At 50.1% G+C, this 439-nt stretch carries 1 protein-coding gene; it reads right to left on the bottom strand.

Translation table 11 applies throughout. The annotated features are described in order from the left end of the window. On the bottom strand, window positions 1–439 hold a 439-nt coding region (locus BN4575_RS20890; protein WP_176716472.1), incomplete at both ends, for a peptidylprolyl isomerase.

The raw sequence follows: 439 nt of genomic DNA, 5'->3' as shown, positions 1-439 counted from the left end.
CTCCGCCCTGATCTGGGCATTCTGAATATTCGGCTGCGAATTCAGCGAAATCTTTCTCGCCGTTTTTGATCCTTTCGAGCACGCCCTGAAGCTCTTCGTACGCCTCGTCGTTTTCCTCGCCCGGGGCGAGATGCTTGACGATATGGCTCGCACGAACCATCTCCGGTATCACGACTTTCTCTTTGCTGCCCTGGTAGTAGTCTTCGATTTCCTCGAACGTTGGGGCATCTGCTGAGTCCTGAATCTCGGAAACGAGCCTGCGGATTTTGGTCTGCAGCTTGATATCCTTGAGCACCTCATCCTCACTGGATTTATCAAGGCCTCTTTCTTCGAAGAATTTGTCTTTCCCGCCGGCCTTTTCGATAAGGTCGCTGTAGGTTTTTTGAACCTCTTCTGCTACGTCATAATCTCGTATGCCGTCTTCTGCTTGAAAAAAAAA

The sequence above is a fragment of the Aeromonas sp. EERV15 genome, from assembly GCF_900079845.1.
Classification (GTDB): domain Bacteria; phylum Pseudomonadota; class Gammaproteobacteria; order Enterobacterales; family Aeromonadaceae; genus Aeromonas; species Aeromonas sobria.
Note: the sequence above shows the minus strand (reverse complement) of the source record. Positions and strands in the feature narration are given on the sequence as shown.